Consider the following 23,236-nt stretch of genomic DNA (forward strand, 5'->3'; position numbering starts at 1 on the left):
CGCCACCCGGCGGGCGGCGCCGCAGGCCCCGGCGGGCCGCACGGCCGCGAGGACTCTCGCCCGTGCGGTCCTGCCCATGGACGAACCGGCCCCACCCCGGCCGGAAGCGGGAGGAACCCCATGAAGATCTTCCAGCCGATGCTCTTCGTCGGCCTGGGCGGGACCGGCGGCCTCGTCGGCGCCGAACTGGAACGCAAGCTGCGCGTGGACCTGTGCGGCCCCGACGGCACCGCCCTCCAGCACATCGGCGGCCTCGCCCCCTACCAACTGCCCGACTGCCTGCAGTTCGTGTACGCGGACTTCAGCGAGCCCGACCTCCAGCGGCTGCCCCAGTTCAACGTGGACTCCTCGCTGCGCGCGGCGTACGCCCGCACCTCGCGGGCCACCCACAACCTCCTGCCGAACTTCGACAGTTCGCCGGAGGTGACGCAGATGCTGCGGGCGAGCCTGCGCGAGGAGGTCTCGGGCTGGCTGCCCCCGCGCGAGGGCGAACCGCGCGTCACCCCGCTGCACAACGGCGCGGGCCAGCTCCCCACGGTGGGCCGCGCCGCGCTCTTCGCCACGCTGCGGCACTCCCTCCAGCCGGTCCTGGAGCCCCTCCTCCAGGCCATCGACGCCATCGCCAAGTCGGCGGGCGAGCTGAGCGAGCTGGGCGGCGGCCGGGTCACCGGCTGCGACGTCTTCGTCGCCTTCTCGGTGGCCGGCGGCACCGGGGCCGGGATCTTCCTGGACTATCTGCACCTGATCAACCAGGCGTTCAAGATGCGCCGCTTCAACGGCGTGAAGATCTACCCGCTGGTCGTCATGCCGTCCTCGTTCCCCGCCTCCACCGGCGGCGGGCGCGAGGCGGAACTGAACGCCGCCCGCTCGCTCGTCGACCTGTTCCGGCTGGTCGACGGGCAGAACGCGCCGACCGCCGGGGCGGAGATCGGCGACCTCGACCAGGAGACCGGCCTCGGCATCCGCTACCCCGGCATCACCCCGGTCCGGCTGCGCACCGGCATCCTGCCGACCGCGTTCCTCTTCAGCCCGACCGCGGGCATCCGCCAGGACGACCTGCGCCGCTCCATCGTCTCGCTGGTGATGTCGCTGATCGGCACCGAGCTGGGCGACGGCCGCTCCCAGGGCCGGTCGATGGCCGGAGACGACGACTTCCAGACGTTCGCCGCCAGCTTCATCAACCGGGGCGTGCAGCGCAGCGCCCTCTCCCCCACCGGCATCGGCCGGCAGGGGGTCTCCACCAGCCTGGTCGCCTCGATGACCGCGCCCATGGACCAGCTGGCCGACCTGGTCGCCGGGCGGCTGCTGCGGGTCGCGGTCACCGAACTGGTGGAGCGGCCGCGCAACCCGGCGAAGGACGACACGGTGCCGCTGGTCCGGCAGCTGTTCGCCGACTCCCAGCTCGAAGAGCTGTGGGAGCGCAAGCAGTTGCCCGTGGAGGACCCGCAGCCGCTGCCGCGCGGCGGCAAGGCGATCGAGGAGGCGCTCAACCAGCGGATCGGGGACATGCAGCGCCTGCTGTCCGGGCTCCACTCCATCGCCGACCGCCAGGCCGCCGCGATGGCGGCCCGGTTCAGCCCGCGCCCGGCGATCGAGAAGCTCCTCCAGAGCGTCGACCCGTTCCTCGCCGAACGCCTCGTCAGGGGCGTTCCGGACAGCGAGAACGAGATCACCCGGCTCGGGTTCCTCGGCATGCTCACCGCCCGCTCCCGCTCCCCGAAGCGGCCCGCGGGCGTCACCGACCAGCCGCCGAAGACCCCCCGGATCAAGGGCCGTATCGCCGGGATGTCCCCGGCCCGGTGGGGCGACGACGACGTACGGGCCGCCCTCCAGGCCCAGGACACCTGGTACCGCTGGCGCTGCCGGGCCGTCTGGCACGAGGCCTGGCGGGAGCAGCAGCAGCGCTGGCAGTCGCAGGCGGACACCGCGGGCAGCGACCTGACACGGCTGGTCAACGCCTTCCGCAAGCACTCCGACCAGGAGCGCAAGTCGGCCGAGCAGAAGGGCCTGGAGCTGTACGCGGAGCGCACCGGCATCTCCTACCTCCTGCCGCCGCAGCGCAGCCTCAACCACTTCTACGAGGACGTCGTGGCCCGGCTGATCCGTCGGGAGGATCTGCGCGAGGGCGACGACGAGGCGTCGCTGCTGCTGAAGCTCGTCGAAGGGGGCACCTGGCAGGAGGTGCACGGGCGGAGCCGCCGCGACCCCGACGGGGCGGTCGGCATCGTCAAGACCCGGCTGGAGGGGCGGATCACCCGGCTCTTCGCCGAGAGCGGGGCGCAGTTGGAGGAGCGGCCGCTGCTGCCCTCGATGAGCACCCTGCTGGCGGCCGCCGCCGGTGACGCCGAGTCCACGGACCAGGTCAGCAAGGAAGCGCTCGACCTGTTCAGCCGCAAGCTCGCCGGTCTGCTGCCGGTCGGTTTCACCCCGGAGGGCACCGGACGGCTGCGGGTCCTGGTCACCCACCCGCGGACCCAGGCGGCGGACGAGGTGCAGGAGTTCCTCGCCAAGGCGCTGCGGCTGCCGTCCGACGCGAAGAACTCCGTGGAGTACCGGGGCGTGGAGAGCGACTCGATCACCGTGGTCCTCTTCCGCAGCGAGATGAGCCTCACCCAGGTGCCCGAGGCCCGCAAGGTGCTCCGCCAGTGGGCCAGGGCCAAGGACGACGAGCAGGCCCACGACGTACTGCGCTGGCGCCAGCGCCTCGGCTTCGAGGACGACTGGATGGTCAGCAGCGAGGAGGACCGGCGCACGATCCTGCACCGCCTGCTGTGCTGCCTGTGGAACGGCCAGGTCGACGTCCTGGACGGTGAGTCCGCCTCGCCCTCGCGGGTGCGGCTGCGGCTGTTCCCGGAGAAGGGGGCGAACGTCCCCGGCGTACGGCTGCGGCTCGGCGACTTCCCCGGCGGCATCTCCAGCTGGTCGGAGCTGCTGCGCTCCTACGAACGCTGGACGGTGCTGGACGACGAACGGACCGTGGAGGACTACTGCCGCAAGCTGATGGGGGCCCAGCCGCTCGGGCTGGCCCGGGCCGGCAGCGCACCGCACCCGCTGTTCGTCGAGCTCGTCGAGCGCATCGCCCCGCGCCAGCTGGAACTCCTGGAGGAGCGCCGGGAGCAGGGCGGCCGACGCGTGGACGGCTGGATCCGGCCGCTGTCGGAGTTCTGGGCGGAGACGCTGCCCGCCGCGCTGGACATGGAGTTCGGCGACAAGCAGGCGATCCAGCCCACGTTGCGCACGCTGCTGGAACACGCACGCGGAGGCGCCCCGAAGCCGCCCGCCTCCCGGCCCGCGCCGGAGCGCCGGCGCGCCGTGGCGGACGACGAGGACTGGGGCACGTCGGCCCCGAGCCCCGACGAACGGCTCCGCGACGACACCCTGCCCGCTCCGCGCTCGGCGCCCCGCTCCGCCTCGTACGACGCGGAGGAGCGGTACGCCGGCGAGGAGCGGTACGCCGACGATGACCGGCACGCGGACGCCCGGCACGCGGGCGCTCGCCACACGGACTCCTGGTACGGGGAGGAGCGGTACGGGACGGGCTCCTCGCGCGACGACCGGCCGCCCCGGGCCGAAGGACGCCGTGAGGAGCGGTACGCGGACGAGAGGCCCAGGGACGACCGGTCCCGGAGCCGGCGGTACGCGGACGAGGCCCCCCGGGACGAACAGCCCCGGAACCAGCGGTACGCGGACGAGCCGCCCCACGACGAGCGGCCCCGGAACCGGCAACACGTGGACGAGCCGCCCCGGGACGACCGGTTCGCCGACTCGTACACGGACGCACGGGCCGGTGACGACCGGTTCACGGACGCACGGCCCGGCGACGACCGGTTCACCGACTCCCGGACCAACGACGACCGGTTCGGCGGGAACGAGCCCGTCGGGGCCCGGGACTCCGAGGCCCGGGACTCCGAGGTCAGGGACTCCGAGGTCCGGAACTCCGAGGTCAGGGACTCCGAGGTCCGGGACCCCGGGACCCGGGACTCCGGCCGCTGGGACGGCGACGGCTGGGGCACGGACGACGAGGACGGCGCCGGGCGCTCCTCCTTCCGGGACGGGGGCCCGCGGTGACGACTTCCGAGGACACCACCGCCGTGGTCCGGCTCGACCTGCGGGCCGGGGCCGCGGCCCTGGCCACCTCGCAGGCCGTGCGCGACCGGGTGGCCGAGCAGCTGGGCCGGGCCGGACTGCCGGAACCGGACTACCCGTTGTTCCTGGTCACCGACACTCCGGCCGGGCTGACCGACCACCAGCTCCAGTACGAACTGCTCTCCGGCTACCGGGCGGTGGGCGAGACCCGGATCGTGGTGCTGCTGGTGGGCAGCTCCCCCGGTTCGTACGCCGGCGGGGAGGAGGCGTACCTCCCCGACCGCCGGCTGGTGCGGCCCACGACCCTGCGGACCTCCACGACCGGCCTGGTGTGGGCCGGTGACCTGCGTTCCGCCCGTACCGCCCTGGACCGGCCGGAGCCGGACGACCCGGCGGCGCTGGCCGTCCTGGTGGACCTCCTGTCGGTGCCGGACGTCTTCGTCCGGGTCCTGGAGGGCCTGCGGAAGCTGCCCGACTCCGTCGCCGCCCCCGGGGTCAGGCTGCTGGAACAGGACCTGCCGACGGAGGTCAGGGACCGGGCCTGGCGGGACGCGCTGACCCGGTTCGCGGGCGAGGACACCGGGGCGGGCCACCCGGTCGACGTCGTCCCGGACGCCCAGCTGCCCGAACCGCTGCGCGCACTCGTGACGGGGCGGGACGGCCGGGGCCACGGCCATCGGCGGCCGGACGGTCCGGTGAACCTCGCGCACCGCACGTGCGCGGAGTCCCTGGACCGCGCGGACGAGGACCTCGTCGCGCTGCGGTCCTTCCCCGGCCTGCTGCACCCGGCCCGGCGCGACGCCCTGGAGGCGGACCTGCACCAGGCCCGCGAGGATCTGGGCGGGTTCCGCGCCCTGGTGGAACGGGCCCTCCAGGGCGGCGGCGGCGCGGCGGCGCCCACCGCCGAGGCCACCGCCCGGCTCGGCGCGCTCGGACTGCGGGTGCCGACGGCCGACAGCGCGGGGGAACGCGTCGGCGAGGGGCTCCGCGAACTGGCGGGCACGCTGCTGGGCGACGGGCTCGCGCTGCGTTCGGTGGCCCAGCACTTCACCGCGCTGGCCGGCCGGGTCGAGCCGGTGCCGGGCACCGCGCTGCTGCACCGGCTCGCCGACCACTCCGAGGAGTCGGTGACCCGCGGTTCCGCCACCGAGTACGCGGCGCCGCCCCGCACCCCGGGCGCGGCCCTGTTCATGGCGGGCGCGGCGGGGCTGCTGGGCGGCCTGTGGCAGTGGCCCGCCGTCCTGGCGGCGCTGCTGGTGCCGGTGCTGTTCGTGGCCGTCGCGCTGCTGGGCGCGAACCGGCTGCGCACGGGCCGGCGCGCCGCCCGGTGGCCGATGGGCCCCCGGGTCGCCGCCGTCGCCGGTGCGGTGGCCGGAGCGGCGGTCGCGTACGCCGCCGAGCCGCCGCTCTGGCTCGGCGGGACCGGGCTGCTGGTCGGTCTCGGGCTCACCGCCGAGGCGGTCCGCAGGCTCTGGCGGGACGCCGCCGACTCCTGGGCCGCCGGGCGCGGCACGACGGCGCTGCGCACCGCGCTCGTGGGGCTCGACGCCCTGCTGGCGGAGCTGGTCCGCGAGCACTGGGCGGCGGAGGAGCGGCTGTACTGCGCGGACGCCGCGCGTTCGGTCGCCGGGATGCTGCGGGCGACCGCGGCCGCCGCCGATGCCCAGGCGGCGCCGGAGCCCCTCGCCCCGGCCGGGCCGGGCGGTTCCGGTCCGTACGAGGACGACGACTGGCTCTCCGCGCCCTCCGCGCTGGAGACCACGGAGTCCGGTGCGGCCGACGGGGGCGCGGACGACGGCGACTGGGCCGCCGCCTACGCCTGGGACGACAGCCAGGACCGGCACGGCGATCACGAGGGCGACAGGAACAGCGACCCGTACGGCGATCCGTACGGCGACCGGGGCAGCGACCCGTACGGCGAACCGGACGGCGGGGGCCCCGGACCGTACGGCACGCCGTCCCCGGCCGCGTACCCCGCCGGTCCTGACGACGCCCCGCGGGGGAGCGGCGAGGGCGACCGCGCTCCGCGCTGGCTCGACCGGGAGATCGGCGAGGGCGGACCGGATCTGGTCGCCACCCTCGCCGGAGACCTCCGCAACACCGCGATGGCCGCCATGGCCCCCTACTGGGGCGCCGTCGAACGCGGTCAGGCCGGGGCGCTCGCACTCTCGCGCACCGAGGAGCGGGTCCGCGAGCTGCTGTCCGCCGCCCGCCACCACCTGTGGCGCTACGGGGTGCTGGCCCCGCCGCCGTACCCGGCCGACCACCGGGCCCGCACCACGGCCGCCGGGCTGCTGGGCACCGATTCGCTGCGGGTCGCCGAACTGGTGGGCCGGGAGGCGGACCGGGGGTCCGTCGTCCAGCTGTCCTCGCCGGAACAGGGGGCCCTCCTCAGCCGCGACCCGGAGGCGGCCCTGTGGATCCGGTTCGCCCCGGGCACCCTCCAGGGCGAGATCGAGGCCGCCTGGCGCAAGAGCGGTTCGCCGCCGGCCGAGGAGGCGCTGTGGACCTCCTCCGGACGGTACGCGGGGCTGATCCGGCTCACTCCACTGCGGATGGGCGTGGTCGACACGGTCCTGCCCCGGCAGAGCACCGGCGACGGCCCCCGGACCGGCGCCGGCCACGCCGAACCCTCCGCCCCCGCCGAGTTCAGGGAGGACGACCGGTGGTGAGCACCACACCGCTGGGCCGGCCCGAGTCACCGGGGGCCCCGCGCCCCCACCTCGTCTTCGCCGACCCCACCGGGCGGCGGCGCACCGCCCCGGCCCGCTTCGGCCCGGCCTCGCGGCGGGACCCGGCGCTGCCCCAGCGCATCCGCAACGGGCTGCTCGACGACCGGTCCCAGCAGTGCGTCCAGGTGTTCCTGTCGGCGTCCGACGCCGCCCACCCGGCGGCCCGCGCCCTGCTGGACACCGAGGCGGGCACCGCCCTGCGCCTCGACCGGACCCTGGAGAACTCCCCGTACGCCTACCTGTTCCCCACCGTCATCGGCTACGAGCTCGACGCGGCCGAGCCGTTCCTGCTGTACGCCGCGCCGCGCGGCATTCCCGTCGGACGCACCCATGTGATGTCCGCCTCCGACCAGCGGGTGTTCGCCCGGGATCTGACGCTGGCCCTCTGCCTGCTGGACGACCAGGGTCTCGTGGCGCGCGGGATCTCCCCCGCGACCGTGTTCTGGGACGGTACGTCGGTGCAGTTCTGGGGCCTGGAGAGCGCCGCCCGCGCCGGACGGCCCCGGACGCCGTGGGGCCGGGCCCCGTTCGCCTCGCCCGAACAGCACCGGGGCGAGGGACTCGTCGACTCCCGGGACGCGGTGTGGAGCGCAGCCCAGCTGCTCTACCAGCTCGTGACCGGCCGCCCCGGCCCCGCCGACCGGGCCCCCGCCGACCTCGCCCAGCACCGGGTGCTCGCCGGGACGCTGCCCCGCGCGTTCGCCCCGGCGGCGGCCGGACGCCCCACCCCCCGGGCGCTGTTGGAGCTGCTGGCCCCCGAGGAGGCACGGCGTCCGGGGCCCTCGACCGAGGCGGACGGCTCGCGCCCGCACCAGGAGGCGTTCGACCGGGCCCTGGACGCGAAGCGGCGGACGCCCGCTCCCGCCGAGGACGCGGACGGGGCGCCCGAGGACCGGGCCCACGGGGAGGTGCTCTGCCCGTACTGCCTGGAGGGCATCCAGCTCGACCTGGGCAGGCTGTTCGTGACGGACGACCAGATGCAGTACCGCCCCCTGGACCTCTCCCGTATCGGCAACCCGGTGCGGCGCGAGGACGTGATGCGGGGCGCGGTCCAGCAGTGCACGGCCGACCCGGACTTCCCGGAGCACCACATCCCGGTGCCCTACCTCACCCACGGCCGCCCGCTGACGGTCGCCATGATCGGCCAGTCCAGCACCGGGAAGAGCCATCTGCTGACCCAGATGATCGCCGAGATCACCGACGGCGGCCTGGAGCGGTACGGGGTGGGCTGGCAGTCCGTCAACCCGGAACAGCACGCCCGCTTCGTCCGGGAGCGGGTGCAGCCGCTGCGCAGCGGCAAGGTGCTCGACCACACGGGGGCGTTCGGCCTGGACGGCTTCGCCCAGTTCATCGAGTCGCTGCTGCTCACCGACGCGCGCGGGCGGGTGCGCCCGGTCGCCTTCTTCGACCTCGGCGGCGAGGACCTCGTCCGCACCGACGGGGCGCTGCGCTTCCTGCTCGGCATCGACGCCCTGGTCTTCGTCGTCGACCCGGCGCTCGCGCTGCCGCTGCCGCAGCTCGACGGGGTGCGCGAGCGCTTCGGCACCGAGGTGGACCGGGACGGCGACGCCGCGTTCGGCACCGTCCTCGACCGGCTGCCGCGCCGGGGCCCCTATCTGGAGACCCCGGCGGCGATGGTGCTCGGCAAGTCCGACCTGCTCCGGTTCCAGCCGCCGGTCGACCGCTGGCTGGGCGAGCCGCCGCCCGCCGCGATCGGCCCGGACCAGTTCCGGGAGGAGAGCGGGGACGTCTACGCGCTGCTGCGGCAGCACGCCGGACAGGCCTGGCTGAGGCCCTTCGACGCGTTCCGCCGCTGCACGCTGCACATCGCGTCCGCGACCGGAGGCCAGGAGAGTCAGGGCCGCTACCCGGCGGGCGCGGGGCCCCGGCGGGTGCTGGAACCCCTGGTGTCGCTGCTGGCGATGCACGGGATCATCGAGGCGCCCGGGGGCGCCGCATCATTCGGCGTGGGAAGGGAAGCCCAGTGAACGACGCCCTCGATCGGCGCGAGGAGAGCGGGCCGGGCGGCCGGCTCGACCAGGTGGTGTTCCGGTGGGACGGGAACCAGGGCCGCTCCCATGCGGGGATGGCGGCCGTGGCGCACTCCTGCTCCGTCGAGCGCGCGGAGTCCCTCCGCCGCGAACTGGGCCCGCTGCTCTGGGTGTCGGGTCCCGGTCCGGCGCCCCGCCCGAGCAGCGTCCGGGTCTCGTCCCGGGCCGTCGGGACCGTGCTCCTCCAGCGGTGGCCCACCCTGGACCGGGGCGGCCGGCCCAGCACGGCCTGCCACGCGGTGTTCGGCGACGCGGACACCCTGACGCCGCTGCGCTGCCTGGGGCTCGGCGGCAACGCCTGGAGCCGCCGGGCCGTCGCCGAGACCGCCACCGGGGGCCTGAAGCCGCTGGACGGGGACCGGCTGCGGGCGACGGCGGCCGAGCGGCTGCGCGACATGACGGGGGAACTCCCGACGGTGCAGAAGGCGCTCGCGGTGGTGGTCGCCGAATGGCTGCGCGACCCGTCCCGGCGGCTGTCCCTGCTCGCCGAGGAGAACGACCTGCCCGACTGGCCCCGCCTCAACCGGGCGCCCCTGCTCTACCTGGGGCTGCTGTCGGTGTTCGGCGACTGGTTCGGCACGGAGTGGAGCTACGCCACGTACGACACGGCCGACACCCACGCGTTGCGCCTGACCTGTGTGCCCGGGTGGACGTCCCAGGCGGCGAACGCCCGGTCGCTGGCCCGCATCCGGCTGCGGCTGCCCGCCGAGAAGGACGTCGAGATGTCCGCGGCGGTCGCGATGGTCGATCACCTGCTCGGCAACCCGGGGGCGGCTCCGGGCGTGCCCCACCTGGCCGGGGAGCTCCGGTCCGGGGCCACCATGTCCCGGCCGGAGCGGCGCGAAGCGCTCCGGCGGATGCTGAACGCCCGGAAGGCCCCGGCACCGCGCCGGGAGCGGGAACGGGAGGACAGATACGTACAGGAGGAGCGGTACGCACAGGAGGAGCGGTACGGGCAGCCTGAGCCGTACGAGCAGGAGGAGTGGTACGGGCAGCCTGAGCGGTACGAGCAGGAGGAGTGGTACGAGCACGAGTCGCGCACCCTCCCGGAGACACGACCCGTCCCGGAGACACGACCCGTCCCGGAGGAGCGCCACGTACGGGAAGAGCGCCACGTACGGGAAGAGCGCCGCGTCCCGGAAGAGCGGCACACAGCGGAGGGGCACCACGTGGCGGAGTCGCGCCACGAGCAGGAACACCGCCGTCTAAAGGAGGAGTTGCTGGTCCACCAGCGCGTCGACGCCGCCCAGTCCGCCCGGCTGGCCGCCCGGCTCCGGGACCTGCGGGACAGCGCGCTGCTGATCCTCCTGCGCGACGAGGGACTGCCGTGGGCCTCCCGCGATCTCGTCCTGGGCGAACTGGCCCGCGCGGACCGGCAGCGGTCCCGCGACGAAGCGACCGCACACGAACTGTGCAGCGAAGTGTTGGATCACAACCTGTACTTCCGGCCCGGCCGGTCCGAGGCGGACAGCCCGTCCGTCCCGGAGATGCGGGAGCGTGCGGCCGAGCTCTTCTCCTGGGCCGTCGCCCCGCTCGTGCGGGACCCTCTCCTGGCCCCCGATCTCCGGACGCTGTTCAACATCGTCCTCAAGGACGGTCGCGGCACCGGCATGGAGTGGCTGCGGCTCATCCTGGTCACGCCCCCGGACGGCCGGGCCCCCGACCTGCCACCGCAGTTGTGGCAGCAGATCGTGACGGAGCTGCTCGCCCACCCCGCGCCCGCACCCGTTCCCGCGTCCGCGCCCGCGCCGGCGCGGACGCAGTCCCCCCTGCCGCCCGTCGCCGCCCCGTCCCCGGCCCTCACCCCCGCTCCCGCCACGCCGCCCGTGCCCCTCCCGTCGTCGTACGCGCCGGCGTCGTCCACCGCACCGCCGCCGCGACCGGCGCCGATGCCGACGGCGCGGCCGGTCGTCCCCCCGCCGAAGACGCCGCGGCCGGCACATCCGGCGTCGACGGAGCAGGGCGGGGACTCCCAGCAGCAGGGATTCCTCTACCAGAACTGGTTCGTGGGCACCGTCGCCGGGATCGTCGGAGCGGCCGTCATCGGCCTCCTCCTGTTGATCCTTCTCAACTGACCGGCAGCCGTGGTGCGGCCGCCGCCCGGGGTGCACCTCCTCGGCGAGACCCGAGCGGTTCCGCACCGCGGCCACGGCCTCGTACGCGTCGCAGAGGTGCCGTTCGCGCGCCGGGGGGTCCTTGGCCGTGACGGCCCCCCGCAGGGCGGGCAGCAGCTCTGCCGCTGCCGCCGCTTCAGAACTTCTCCACCTTCGCGCCCTCGGGCACCTCGTAGCACCCGGACGTCGTCGTGATCCCCAGGCTGGGCTTCGCCCGGTCGCGGTACTGGACGATCCAGACGCTGACCTTCTTGGCCGCGTTGTCCGCGACCAGGTTGAGGTTCTCGTTCTTGCTGTTGTCCCGGTACTCCCTCTTCAGCGCCCAGCCACCGGTGTTCAGCTTCTTCTTGAGGTTCTCCATCGCCACGTCGGTGTCGGCGGCGGAGCCGGGCTGGAAGTTCCACGGGTGGAACACGCGGAAGAACCGCTCCGGGTCCTTCCCCTCGCACTCCCTGACCCCGGGCCCCGGCTCGGACGCCTTACCGGGCACTCCGGCGTACTGGTAGATCTCGCTGGAGACGGCTTCGAGGGCGTCCGCCGCCTCGTCGGTCGTGGCGATACCGGCGTACGGCACGCCGGAGGAGGCGTCGTCGGAGCCGGCGGATCCCTCGCCGGGCGAGCTGGGGCTGCTGGAGTCGTTCATGCCACATCCACTGAGGAGAAGAGCGGTCAGGACGAGGGCGGTGGGAACACGGCCCCGGAGGGAGCGGTGCGCGGGGGCGCGGCGCCCGGTGGCGGCGCGTCCGGTGGTGCGCGGAGGTCGGAACAACACAGGTCCTCGGTCGGGTGCGGGCACGCCCACGCGTGCGCGGTGGCTGTGGGGGGAGCGGTGAGCGGTCACTCGGGTCACTCGGGCTTCGTGACGTCACCGTATTCACCGACGACGACGAGCGCCTGGTTCTTCAGCGCCGTGGAGGACTCGTCCCAGTAGCCGCTGTGCCCTTCCACCCCCTTGGTGCCGCCCGGCCCCTCGCCGCCCTCGGCGTCGGTGTTCATCTGGTTGGCGCCGAAGGGCTCGTCGCTGGGGATGAGGAAGACGCCGCCGCCCAGGGACCACTGGCTGCCGCCGTGGCCCCAGCGGCCGATGTCGGGGACCGCGTCGCCGTCCGCCTCCTGGTTCCACACGTGTCCCTCCGGGACGTCCATCTCCTCGGCGGACCCGACCTTGACGCCCGGACTGCCCGCGAAGATCACGTCGTCGGCGTTGAGGTCGCCCTTCTCCGCCGCCGCCCCGATCAGGGTGGTGCCGTACGAGTGCCCGACGGCCGTGCGGTGCGGTTCGCCCGGGCCGCTGTGCGAGGCTTCCAGGCCGTCCATGAACTGCCGGTACGCGGGCGCCCCGTCGTAGGCGTAGTGCTCGAAGGGGGCGTCCTTCACGACGTCCTGCGGTGCGTCGTAGCCGAGCCAGGTGATCGTGGAGACGTTCGCTCCCGGCGCCGCCTCCTGGGTCTGGCGCCAGAGCTGCGTCATCCGGTCGATGTCGCCCTCGACCTTGCCGAGGTTCGCCGTCGTGCCGGGGACGTACACCGCCTGGTGCTCGGCCGTGTCCGGATTGCCGGTGGCCACGATGGCCCGGCCGTTGCCCTCGGCGCTGAACCCGAGCAGATACGCCTCCGGCAGCCCCCGTTCGCCGGTCTGGTCGAACCGGGTCCGCAGGGAGTTCATCCCCTTGAGCGAGGTCTCCAGCTGCCGGTACTGGTCCCCGTGCTTCCGGTCCCAGGCCATCCACTCGTCGGTGTGGACCTTCACCGGGTAGCGGCCCGCGGTGATCCAGGTCCACTCGTTGGCCGGGGGCTTCGGAATGCTGTTCAGCTGGAGCTGCGCCACGGCCTGCGTCTCGTCGAGCACGACCCGGTTCGCCTCGTCCCTGATGTCGGAGGGCAGGCCGTCGAGCCTGCCCACCAGGGCCGGGTCGAGCGACAGGTAGGACTCCCGCTCCTGTGGGGTGAGGCCCGCCCACCACGCGGCGTTCGCCTTCGGGGTGCCGTCCTTCGGCGGCCCGCCGATCGCGTCCAGGTACGCCTTGCCCGCGTCCCGCACGCCCTCCATGTCCGACCGGGTGTCCTTCCAGTCGGCGTCCGAGACGGTGAGGTCGTCGTCCGCCGTCAGCGCGCGGACCTTGGGCGCCCATGTCGCGTCCGCCTCCGTGGCCTCCTTGAGCGCCCCGGCGATCCGGTCGGCGATCTCCTGGGCGGCGGCGGCGTGCGGGTTGGGGTTGAGGTTCGCCGCCTGACGGCCGACCGCCTGCGCGGTGGGGTCGGTCGCCCCGTTCGTGGAACCGCCCTTGGGCGGCAGCTCGACGCCGTTCTTCGGCTGGGCCTCCGGGTAGCTGACGCTTCCGTCGGGGCCGACCGGGAACTTCCGGGCCCCCGCGTCGTCGAGCGCCGACAGGAGCTTCTTGCGGGCCGCGTCCATGTCGTGCGCGAACCCGTTCAGGGCGGCGCTGAGCAGGCCGCACTGGACCTGGGTGTAGTGGAAGTTGGCCGCGACCCGCTTCAGCTCCGCGATGGCGGCGTCGGCGGCCTCGCCCCGCAGGGACTTACGGATCCCGGCGGTGACGACGTTCTCCAGGTGGTCCTTGGACTTGGCCGCCATGTCACCGGTGGAGCGGTATCCGTCGGCCGCCTCCTCCCACTCGGACGGCTTGAGCTCCTTGAGCGTCTGGAGGTTCACCGAACCGTCACCTCCCCGCGTTCCGGCCGCCGACGGCGGGGGTGTCGGCGTGCGCGGTCCTGATGCTGTCCAGCTCCGCCTGCACGGCCTCGTCGGTCAGCAGCAGGTCGTGCCCGGTCTTCTCCAGGACGCTCTTGACGCTGTCGCACCGCTTGCCGAGCGCCTTGACGTAGCGGTCCCACGAGGCGTGCACGGAGGTCTGCGCCCCCGCGGTCAGGCAGCCCTCGCCCGCGCCGAGGCCCTTCTGCCCGTCCGACAGCCTGCCCACGGCCTGGTCGATGCCCTCCCGGAGCGACCCGACGCCCGCGCCGGCGTCGTTCCACGCCTTCTTGGTGGACTTCACCCCGCCGGTGACGCCGCTCGTCGCCGGGCCCGGCCCGTCACCCGCCGGGTGCTGGTTGAGCCGCGTCCCGACGTCCTGGCGCTGGGAGGCGTCCTCCTTCAGGCGCTCCCATTCGTCCCATGCCACGAGCGTTTCCCCCTTGTTCGGCAGCCACCGGGTGGGCAACGTATCAAGTGGATGCGCACGACCTGTGGAGAGCCGGACCGCCCGGAGTCAGCGGCCTTTCGCCGTCTCCCCCACCGGCCGCCGCTCCAGGATCCGGGCCGTCGCGTCCGCGTCCAGGCGGGCGGTGCCCTCCTCGCCGGTCACGGTGACCCGGACCCGGGGGCCCACTCCCGTGCCCGCGTGCGGCGTCACGTCGATGCGCCAGCTCCTCGGGTCGCGTACGCCCAGGGTCGTGCGGGCCTCGTGGACCAGAGCGGGGAACAGTTCGTACGGGAGCGTCTGGAGGTGCACCGTCTCGCCGGGCGGGCGGGTGGAGTCGCCGCGGATCTCCATGCGGCGCTCCTCGATGATGATCGCGGTGACCTCCGAGGTCCCCACGCGGGCCCCCAGCTCCGTGGCCGTCTCCCGCATCCGCCCGAGGACCAGCAGCGAGGAGGAGGGCCCGGAGACGGTGGTGGACGAGGTGAACGTCCGGGAGGAGGAGGCGGACGACGTGGCGGAGGGCTGCTTCGACGCGTGCCCCGTGTCGTCGTCGGACGTGAACAGCTCGCCCCGGAAGAGGAGCACCAGCAGCGCCGCGCCCGCCAGGAACGTGACGAGCACCAGCACGCACCAGGAGCCCTCGCTCGGCCCGGGGTTCACCACCAGCGTGGACTCGGGCGCGGAGTCGATCTCCGCCTCCTCGGCCCGGCGGCTCCACTCCGGGGCCGGGCGGGTGACGATCCGCACGTCCCAGGGCTCGTCCGGGCGGTACTCCACGACGGCGATGGAGCGCGGCCGGTAGACGGGGAGGTCGACCAGGTTGATGTGCTGGCTGAACTTCACGCGGTACGCCGGCCGGCCGTCCTCCGGTTCCGGCGCCACGGTCAGCCGGAACGTCACCGGTACGTCGGCCGTTTCGCCGCTCGTCGCCCGCAGGTCCTCGATCCGGGCGAGGGCGGTCCGGGTGACCGGCGGCTCGCCGGGGCCCGGGGACCGCCGCCCGGCGACGACACCGATCAGGACGAGGAGGAGCAGGACGCCGCCGCCGGAGAGGAGGACCGGGACCCGTTCCAGGATGACGCCGACCACGACGGCCGCGACCGCCGCCCCGGCCGCTCCCGAGGTGACCGTCAGGCGTAGCCCGGCGAGGAGCCCGCGTAGGGCCGAACGCCCTTGCACGGCCTGCCTGTTGACCTCAGTGGTGCCCTGCTGCCCGACCGGTCCCTGCCCCGTTGTCCCCATGACCACGATGGTGCCGGTCGGGGGCCCTCAGGGGCAGGGTTCGGCGGAAGAAGGCGGAAGAAATACGACGAGGTCAGTCCTCGCCCTCCAGGTTCCCTTCCGTCTCCAGGTACACCTGGCGCAGCGCGTCCAGCACCGCCGGGTCGGGCTTGGCCCACATGCCGCGCGACTCGGCCTCCAGGAGGCGCTCCGCGATGCCGTGCAGCGCCCAGGGGTTGGCTTCCTGGAGGAACTGCCGGTTCTCCGGGTCCAGGACGTACGTCTCGGTGAGCTTGTCGTACATCCAGTCGGCGACGACGCCGGTCGTGGCGTCGTACCCGAAGAGGTAGTCGACGGTGGCCGCCAGCTCGAACGCGCCCTTGTAGCCGTGGCGGCGCATCGCCTCGATCCACTTCGGGTTGACGACCCGGGCGCGGAAGACGCGGGACGTCTCCTCGACGAGCGTTCGCGTGCGGACGGTCTCGGGCCGGGTGGAGTCCCCGATGTACGCCTCCGGGGCCTTGCCCTTGAGCGCGCGCACGGTGGCCACCATGCCGCCGTGGTACTGGAAGTAGTCGTCGGAGTCCGCGATGTCGTGCTCGCGAGTGTCGGTGTTCTTCGCCGCGACCTCGATGCGCTTGTAGGCGCTCTCCATCTCCTCGCGGGCCGGGCGGCCGTCCAGCTCGCGGCCGTAGGCGTAGCCGCCCCAGACCGTGTAGACCTCCGCGAGGTCGGCGTCGGTGCGCCAGTCGCGGGAGTCGATGAGCTGGAGGAGGCCCGCGCCGTAGGTGCCGGGGCGGGAGCCGAAGATGCGGGTGGTGGCCCGGCGTTCGTCGCCGTGCTCGGCGAGGTCGGCCTGGGTGTGCGCCCGTACGTAGTTCCGCTCGGCGGGCTCGTCCAGCGAGGCGGCCAGCCGCACGGCGTCGTCGAGCAGCCCGACCGTGTGCGGGAACGCGTCGCGGAAGAAGCCCGAGATGCGCAGCGTCACGTCGATCCGGGGACGGCCCAGCTCCTCGTACGGGATGGGCTCCAGGCCCGTCACACGGCGCGAGGCGTCGTCCCAGACGGGGCGGATGCCGAGCAGCGCGAAGGCTTCGGCGATGTCGTCGCCGGCCGTGCGCATCGCGCTCGTGCCCCAGAGGGAGAGGCCGACCGAGGTGGGCCAGTCGCCGTTGTCGGTGCGGTAGCGGGTGAGGAGGGAGTCGGCCAGGGCCTGGCCCGTCTCCCACGCCAGCTTCGAGGGGACCGCCTTCGGGTCCACCGAGTAGAAGTTGCGGCCCGTGGGCAGCACGTTGACCAGGCCGCGGAGCGGGGAGCCGGAGGGGCCCGCCGGCACGAAGCCGCCGTTCAACGCGTGTACGGCGTGTGTGAGTTCGTCGGTCGTGGCCGCCATGCGCGGGACGACCTCGGTGGCCGCGAAGGTGAGGATGTCGGCCACCGCGTCCGGCAGACCCGCGGCGACCCCGGCGACGGCGGCCGGGTCCCAGCCGGCGTCGTCCATCGCCTGGACGAGCGCGCGGGCCTGCTCCTCGATCTCGTCGGCAGCGGTGCGGGTGGCGGCCGACTCGTCGAGCCCGAGCGCCTCGCGCAGCCCCGGCAGCGAGGCCGTGCCGCCCCAGATCTGGCGGGCGCGGAGGACGGCGAGGACGAGGTTGACCCGGTCGTTCCCGGCGGGCGGGTTGCCCAGCACATGGAGCCCGTCGCGGATCTGGACGTCCTTGATCTCGCAGAGCCAGCCGTCGAGATGCATGATGAAGTCGTCGAAGCCCTCGTCCTCCGGCCGGTCCTCCAGGCCGAGGTCGTGGTCGAGCTTCGCGGCCTGGATCAGCGTCCAGATCTGCGCGCGGATCGCGGGCAGCTTCGCCGGGTCCATCGCGGCGATCTGGGCGTGCTCGTCGAGCAGTTGCTCCAGCCGGGCGATGTCGCCGTAGCTGTCGGCGCGGGCCATCGGCGGCACCAGGTGGTCGATCAGCGTGGCGTGGACGCGCCGCTTGGCCTGCGTGCCCTCGCCCGGGTCGTTGACCAGGAACGGGTAGACCAGCGGGAGATCGCCGAGGGCGGCGTCGGGGCCGCAGGCGGCGGAGAGGCCCGCGTTCTTGCCGGGCAGCCACTCCAGGTTCCCGTGCTTGCCCAGGTGGATCATGGCGTCGGCGCCGAAGCCGTTGTCGTCGGCGCGGGCGGCGATCCAGCGGTAGGCGGCCAGGTAGTGGTGCGAGGGCGGCAGATCGGGGTCGTGGTAGATCGCGATCGGGTTCTCGCCGAAGCCGCGCGGCGGCTGGATGAGGATGAGGAGGTTGCCGCGCCGCAGGGCCGCGAGGACGATGTCGCCCTCCGGGTTGGCCGACCGGTCGACGAACATCTCGCCGGGTGCCGGGCCCCAGTGCTCCTCCACGGAGGTGCGCAGTTCCTCGGGGAGCGTGGCGAACCAGCGGCGGTAGTCGGCGGCCGGGATACGGACCGGGTTCTTCGCCAACTGCTCGTCGGTCAGCCACTCCTGGTCGTGGCCGCCCGCCTCGATCAGCGCGTAGATCAGCTCGTCGCCGTCGCCGGAGACCAGCCCCGGGATGTCGGCCTCGGGGCCGAAGTCGTACCCTTCGGCGCGCAGCCGCCGCAGCAGCGCCACAGCGCTGGCGGGCGTGTCGAGGCCGACCGCGTTGCCGATCCGGGAGTGCTTGGTCGGGTAGGCGGAGAGCACGAGCGCGATGCGCTTCTCCGCGTTCGGGATGTTCCGCAGCTTCGCGTGCCGCACGGCGATCCCGGCGACCCGGGCCGCGCGCTCGGCGTCGGCGACGTACGCCGGGAGCCCGTCCTCGTCGATCTCCTTGAAGGAGAAGGGGACGGTGATCAGCCGGCCGTCGAACTCCGGCACCGCGATCTGGGTGGCCGCGTCGAGCGGGGAGACGCCCTCGTCGTTCTCCTCCCAGGCGCTGCGCGGGCTGGTGAGGCAGAGCGCCTGGAGGATCGGTACGTCGAGCCCGGTGAGCGCGCCCGCGTCCCACGACTCGTCGTCGCCGCCGGCCGACGCCTCGGCGGGCTTGGTGCCACCCGCCGCGAGGACGGTGGTCACGATGGCGTCGGCGGCGCGGAGCGCGTCGATCAGCTCGGTCTCCGGCGTACGGAGGGAGGCGACGTACAGCGGGAGCGGCCGGGCTCCGGCGTCCTCCACGGCGGTGCACAGCGCGTCGATGAACGCGGTGTTCCCGCTCATGTGGTGGGCGCGGTAGTAGAGGACGGCGACCGTCGGCGCGCCCTCGGCCACCTCACGGGCCTCCCGCTCCAGCGCTCCCCACGCGGGGGCCGGGGCGGGCGGCTCGAAGCCGTGGCCGGTCAGCAGCACGGTGTCGGAGAGGAACCGGGCCAGCTGCTCCAGGTTGGCGGGCCCGCCGTGCGCGAGGTAGGCGTGCGCCTCGGCGGCGATGCCGATCGGCACGGTGGAGGCGGCCATCAACTGGGCGTCGGGGGCCTGCTCACCGGTCAGCACGACGACCGGGCGGCCGGTGACCAGCACCGCGTCCAGCCCCTCCTGCCAGGCCCGTACCCCGCCGAGGAGGCGTACGACGACGAGGTCGACGCCGTCCAGGAGGTCCGGCAGCCCGTCGAGGGGGACGCGGGAGGGGTTGGCGTACCGGTAGCTGACGGGTCCCTCGGAAGCGCGGGCGCTCAGGAGGTCGGTGTCGGACGTCGACAGGAGCAGGATCATGCTGCGTCAGGCCTTCCTCGGGGTGTCCACGCCCCGGGCGGTGTCGGAGGGTCTCCCCACGTCCGGCTCGGGGGCCGGGCGTCGCGTCCGGTCCGGAAACCGGGCGCTCGGGGAAGGGAGTTCCTGACTCGCCCGGCCGGTGGTGGCGGCCGTGCTCACAGTGGCGGGACCGCGCCGGAATCTCACCGGGCTTCCTCCCCTGTCGCCGTCTGGCGATGGCGGCCTGAACGGACCACCGCCTGCATCCTAAGCGGCGGAGGGCGACGGGGGCAGGGGGCGGGGGTGCGGTGATGATCACGGGGCCGGAGCGCGACGGCTCACCCTCACCCCGCTGACCAGCGGGCCTGCCCGGTCCGCGTCCCGGGGGCCTGCCCTGTCCCCTGTCCCGAGGTCCTGCCCTGCCCTGTCCCGAGGGCCTGGCTCCGTCCCTGCCCCGAGGGCCGGCTCCACCGTGTCCGTGTCCGCAGGCCGGCAACCCGTGCCCCGGAGGCCGGCCCCGCCCGCTGTCCCGCAGGTCACAGGAGCGAGCCCACCGACGGGACCGGCCCGGTCGGTATGCTCGCCGCCATGCCCGATTCCGCCCCCTCGCCCCTTTCCGTGGGCGGCACATCCCCCCGCGACGGCGGCGACGCCTGCCCGGGGACACTGCGGCTGCACCGGGCCGACGACGGTGCGCTGGCCCGGGTACGCGTCCCCGGCGGGGTGCTGAGCCCGGACCGGGCGGACGCGCTGCTCACGGCGGCCGGCCGCTTCGGGGACGGTGAGCTGCATCTCACCTCGCGGGGCAACGTCCAGCTGCGCGGCCTCGACGCGGAGTGCGGCGGCGGTCCGGCCGAACTGCTCGGCGCCGCCGGGCTGCTGCCGTCGGCCGCGCACGAACGGGCCCGCAACATCGTGGCCTCGCCGCTCGCCGGACTCGACGGATCGCCCTCGGTCGGCGGCTGGCTGTCCGAGCTGGACGGCCTGGTGTGCGGGTCGCCCGCCGCCGCCGCGCTCTCCGGCCGTTTCCTCTTCGCCCTGGACTCCGGCCGCGGCGACGTGGACGCGCTGGGCGCGGACGTGACGCTGATCGTGGAGGACGACGACTGCCTCCTGCGGGTCGGGGCCGCCGACGAGGTGTTCCGGCTGCCGTCGGCGGACGGGCCGCGCGCCGCGCTCCTGGCCGCCGAGGCGTTCCTCCGCGCCGCCCGGGACTCCGGCGCGTGGCGCGTGAAGGACCTGCCCGAGGACGTACGCGCCGCGCTGGTCCGCACCGTCGGGGCGACGGCGGGCCCGACGGCCCACCGCCCCCGTCCGCGTACGGCGAGGGGCCCGGCCCCGGGCCCGGTCACCGCACCGGGCACCAGCACGCCCACGACAGCGACAGCGACCACGTCCCCGGCAGCGGCAGCAGCACCAGTGACCGCGACCGTGACCGCGATCAGCGTCGGTGTGCCGCTGGGCCGGCTCGCCCCCGCCCAGTGGCGGCTGCTCACCGGGACGGCCCGGCGGTACGGGAACGAGCTGCGGCTCACCCCGTGGCGCGGGATCATCGTCCCCGGCCCCTTCGGCCAGTCCGGCTCCTCCGGGCGGTCCGGGCCCGCGGCCGAGGCGCTGGACACGCTGGCGGCGGCCGGGCTGATCACCGGCCCGGTCTCCCCGTGGACCGGCGTCGGAGCCTGCATCGGCCACCCCGGCTGCGCGAAGTCGCTGTCCGACGTCCGGGCCGAAGCGGGGGCCGCTGTCGGGCCGGTCGGGCGGCTCCCTGTGTACTGGTCCGGGTGCGAACGCCGCTGCGGCCACCCCCACGGGGAGTGGATCGACGTGGTCGTCACGCCCGACGGACACCGGATCTCGCACGTGCGGGGCGAACACCGTGCCCCCCGGGCGGCGGTCCGGAACGACCCGGCGGCACTCGCCGCGGCGGTGGCCGCGGCCCGCGCCTGAGCACACTTCCCCCTCCCCCATACCGGCTACACCGGCAGAAGAAAGCGACAGCACTGTGCACCAGTACGAGAAGGACGGACCGGCGATCTACCGCCAGTCCTTCGCCACCATCCGCGCGGAGGCGGATCTGGCCGGGCTGCCCGCCGACGTGAGCCAGGTCGCCGTCCGGATGATCCACGCCTGCGGCATGGTCGACCTCGTATCGGACCTCGCCTTCTCGCCGAACGCCGTGGCCGACGCCCGCGCGGCCCTGCGGTCCGGTGCGCCGATCCTCTGCGACGTGGCGATGGTGGCCAGCGGGGTCACCCGCAAGCGGCTGCCCGCCGACAACGACGTGGTGTGCACGCTGTCCGACCCGTCCGTGCCGGAGCTGGCCGCGAAGATGGGGACCACGCGCAGCGCGGCGGCCCTGGAGCTGTGGCGGGACCGGATGGAGGGGGCGGTGGTCGCGGTCGGCAACGCCCCGACCGCCCTGTTCCGGCTGCTGGAGATGATCGAGGAGGGCGCCCCGCGCCCGGCCGCCGTCATCGGCGTCCCGGTCGGCTTCGTCGGCGCGATGGAGTCCAAGGAGGCCCTGGCCGCGCACCCGTCGGGCCTGGAGCACCTGATCGTCCGGGGCCGGCGCGGCGGCAGCGCGATAGCGGCGGCGGCGCTCAACGCCATCGCGAGCGAGGAAGAGTAGTGACCACTCCAGTGAACGGGATCAAGAGCGGGATCACGCGTGGCGGCGGCACCGGCGCCGGCAGGCTCTACGGTGTCGGGCTCGGCCCCGGCGACCCGGACCTGATGACGCTGCGGGCCGTCCAGGCCATCGGCGAGGCCGACGTCGTCGCCTACCACAGCGCCCGGCACGGCCGCTCGATCGCCCGGTCCATCGCGGCGGCGCACCTGCGGCCCGACCACATCGAGGAGGCCCTGGTCTACCCCGTCACGACGGAGACCACGGACCACCCGGGCGGTTACCGGGGCGCGCTGGAGGAGTTCTACGAGAAGGCCGCGGCCCGTCTCGCGGCGCATCTGGACGCGGGCCTGACGGTCGCGGTGCTCGCCGAGGGCGACCCGATGTTCTACGGCTCGTACATGCACATGCACAAGCGCCTGGCCGACCGCTACACCACCGAGGTCATCCCGGGCGTGACGTCCGTCAGCGCGGCGGCGGCCCGCCTCGGCACCCCGCTGGTCGAGGGCGAGGAGATCCTGACGATCCTCCCCGGCACCCTCCCGGAGGAGGAGCTGACGGCCCGTCTCGCCGCCACGGACACGGCGGTGGTGATGAAGCTGGGGCGGACGTTCCCGGCGGTGCGCGGGGCGTTCGAGGCGTCGGGGCGGCTCGCGGAGGCGCGGTACGTGGAGCGGGCGACGATGGCCGGGGAGCGCACGGGCGACCTGGCGGACATCGACCCGGCGTCCGTCCCGTACTTCTCGGTCGCGGTGCTGCCGAGCCGGGTCGACGCGCCGCGCCCCTCCGGAAGGGCCGACGGCGAGGTCGTGGTCGTGGGCACCGGCCCGGCGGGCCCGCTGTGGCTGACGCCGGAGACCCGCGGAGCCCTCGCCTCGGCCGACGCCGTGGTCGGCTACACGACCTATCTGGACCGGGTGCCGGTCCGTCCGGGCCAGGCGCGGCACGGCTCGGACAACAAGGTGGAGTCGGAGCGCGCCGAGTTCGCGCTGGACCTGGCGCGGCGGGGTCACCGGGTCGCGGTGGTCTCGGGCGGTGACCCCGGGGTCTTCGCGATGGCGACGGCGGTCCTGGAGGTGGCCTCGCAGGACGCGTACGCGGACATCCCCGTACGGGTCCTCCCCGGCGTCACCGCGGCCAACGCGGCGGCGGCCCGCGCGGGTGCGCCGCTGGGCCACGACTACGCCACGATCTCCCTCTCGGACCGGCTCAAGCCGTGGGAGGTCATCGCGGAGCGCCTGCGCGCGGCGGCCTCGGCGGACCTGGTGCTGGCCCTGTACAACCCGGGCTCCCGGTCCCGTACGTGGCAGGTCGGCAAGGCCCGCGACCTGCTCCTGGAGCACCGGTCGCCGGACACCCCGGTGGTGCTGGCGCGCGATGTGGGCGGCCCGGCGGAGAGCGTGCGGACGGTGCGGCTGGCCGACGTCGACCCGGCGGAGGTGGACATGCGGACGCTGCTGATCGTGGGCTCGTCGCAGACCCGGTGGGTGGAGCGGGGCGGTTCCGGCGCCGGCCGGTCCGTCGTGTGGACGCCGCGCCGCTACCCGGAGGCGTAGGGCGTGTT

At 74.6% G+C, this 23,236-nt stretch carries 12 protein-coding genes and 1 riboswitch; of the genes, 7 read left to right on the forward strand and 5 right to left on the reverse strand.

The features are described from left to right. The first annotated feature begins 120 nt into the window (after positions 1-120). The 4 genes from OG245_RS17860 to OG245_RS17875 are packed head-to-tail and all read left to right on the forward strand — an operon-like array spanning position 121 to position 10,944. Positions 121-4,068, forward strand: coding sequence for a tubulin-like doman-containing protein (locus OG245_RS17860; protein WP_371624502.1), 3,948 nt, complete (start codon positions 121-123; stop codon positions 4,066-4,068). Continuing rightward, positions 4,065-6,758, forward strand: coding sequence for a hypothetical protein (locus tag OG245_RS17865; RefSeq protein WP_371624503.1), 2,694 nt, complete (start codon positions 4,065-4,067; stop codon positions 6,756-6,758). Before OG245_RS17860 ends, OG245_RS17865 begins: the two co-directional genes overlap by 4 nt. Beyond that, positions 6,755-8,806: a hypothetical protein gene (locus OG245_RS17870; protein WP_371624504.1), complete on the forward strand. Its 2,052-nt coding sequence runs from the start codon at positions 6,755-6,757 to the stop codon at positions 8,804-8,806. The genes OG245_RS17865 and OG245_RS17870 overlap by 4 nt, the downstream gene beginning before the upstream one ends. Further along, positions 8,803-10,944: a hypothetical protein gene (locus OG245_RS17875; protein ID WP_371624505.1), complete on the forward strand. Its 2,142-nt coding sequence runs from the start codon at positions 8,803-8,805 to the stop codon at positions 10,942-10,944. The genes OG245_RS17870 and OG245_RS17875 overlap by 4 nt, the downstream gene beginning before the upstream one ends. A gap of 175 nt (positions 10,945-11,119) precedes the next feature. Here OG245_RS17875 and OG245_RS17880 read toward each other — a convergent pair whose 3' ends face one another. The 5 genes from OG245_RS17880 to cobN all read right to left on the reverse strand — a co-directional run bounded on the left by OG245_RS17880 (position 11,120) and on the right by cobN (position 19,067). Next, on the reverse strand, positions 11,120-11,626 hold the full coding sequence (locus OG245_RS17880; protein ID WP_371624506.1) for a hypothetical protein: 507 nt from the start codon (positions 11,624-11,626) through the stop codon (positions 11,120-11,122). Between the two features lie 203 nt (positions 11,627-11,829). Next, positions 11,830-13,656 (reverse strand): alpha/beta hydrolase, encoded by a 1,827-nt coding sequence (locus tag OG245_RS17885; RefSeq protein WP_371624507.1) that lies wholly within the window; start codon positions 13,654-13,656, stop codon positions 11,830-11,832. 7 nt (positions 13,657-13,663) lie between these two features. Further along, a complete protein-coding gene (locus tag OG245_RS17890) occupies positions 13,664-14,125 on the reverse strand; it encodes a hypothetical protein (RefSeq protein WP_371624508.1) in 462 nt (153 codons plus the stop codon). Between the two features lie 87 nt (positions 14,126-14,212). Next, entirely contained in the window at positions 14,213-15,388 is a 1,176-nt protein-coding gene (locus OG245_RS17895; RefSeq protein ID WP_371624509.1) for a hypothetical protein, read from the reverse strand. 73 nt (positions 15,389-15,461) lie between these two features. Then, complete coding sequence (gene cobN / locus OG245_RS17900) at positions 15,462-19,067, reverse strand: cobaltochelatase subunit CobN (protein WP_371624510.1); 3,606 nt, start codon at positions 19,065-19,067, stop codon at positions 15,462-15,464. Between the two features lie 117 nt (positions 19,068-19,184). Beyond that, positions 19,185-19,264, reverse strand: a riboswitch (cobalamin riboswitch). 358 nt (positions 19,265-19,622) lie between these two features. On the opposite strand from cobN, the gene OG245_RS17905 reads away from it, so the two are divergent. Genes OG245_RS17905 through OG245_RS17915 form a run of 3 tightly spaced genes read left to right on the forward strand, consistent with a single transcriptional unit; the run spans position 19,623 to position 23,228 of the window. Continuing rightward, entirely contained in the window at positions 19,623-20,993 is a 1,371-nt protein-coding gene (locus tag OG245_RS17905) for a cobalamin biosynthesis protein CobG (RefSeq protein WP_371624511.1), read from the forward strand. Positions 20,994-21,048: 55 nt separating this feature from the next. Beyond that, positions 21,049-21,675: a precorrin-8X methylmutase gene (locus OG245_RS17910; protein WP_371624512.1), complete on the forward strand. Its 627-nt coding sequence runs from the start codon at positions 21,049-21,051 to the stop codon at positions 21,673-21,675. Further along, the gene (locus tag OG245_RS17915; protein WP_371624513.1) at positions 21,675-23,228 is read left to right on the forward strand and encodes a precorrin-2 C(20)-methyltransferase; all 1,554 of its coding nucleotides are present in this window, start codon (positions 21,675-21,677) and stop codon (positions 23,226-23,228) included. The genes OG245_RS17910 and OG245_RS17915 overlap by 1 nt, the downstream gene beginning before the upstream one ends. The last annotated feature ends 8 nt before the right edge of the window (positions 23,229-23,236 follow it).

The organism is Streptomyces sp. NBC_01116 (genome assembly GCF_041435495.1).
Taxonomy (GTDB): Bacteria; Actinomycetota; Actinomycetes; order Streptomycetales; family Streptomycetaceae; genus Streptomyces.